We start from the raw sequence: 527 nt of genomic DNA on the forward strand, positions 1-527 counted from the left end.
CTTGTTACTAGCTCGCCAACGCTTTTCGCAAGTTACTACGTCCTTCATCGCCTCTGACTGCCAAGGCATCCACCGTATACGCTTAGTCGCTTAACCATACAACCCAAATGAGTTTCACTCACCTGCGTCGCATTGCGACCAGCTTGGTTTTACTTGTCTCACTTCTGACCAAAGAAGTGGACGCGCCTTAGACTTGAATATTCAAGACACTTAATAAAGTGTTTGAGAACTCAATGTTCAATGCTTTCGCATTAAACTTTTTTCGTATCAACACAACGACAGACATCATTGTGTTTAATACTATCAGCTTTCCAAATTGTTAAAGAACAAGCATCGTCGTTAAGACGTGCCACTCGCTCTACAAGAACAAGTTATCTGTGTGAACACTCAGCAAACATCGAGTTAGTCGTATAGGTAAGGAGGTGATCCAGCCCCAGGTTCCCCTAGGGCTACCTTGTTACGACTTCACCCCAGTCATGAACCACAAAGTGGTGAGCGCCCCCCCGAAGGTTAAGCTACCCACTTCT

2 rRNA genes are annotated in these 527 nt (G+C 45.4%); both read right to left on the reverse strand.

Annotated features, from left to right (window positions below):
- Window positions 1-96 (reverse strand): 23S ribosomal RNA (locus K5Q99_RS21970); the annotation flags it as partial.
- A 319-nt stretch (window positions 97-415) separates the two neighbouring features.
- A 16S ribosomal RNA gene (locus tag K5Q99_RS21975) occupies window positions 416-527 on the reverse strand; the annotation flags it as partial.

It is taken from the genome of Shewanella hafniensis (genome assembly GCF_019655335.1).
In the GTDB taxonomy this organism is placed as follows: domain Bacteria; phylum Pseudomonadota; class Gammaproteobacteria; order Enterobacterales; family Shewanellaceae; genus Shewanella; species Shewanella hafniensis.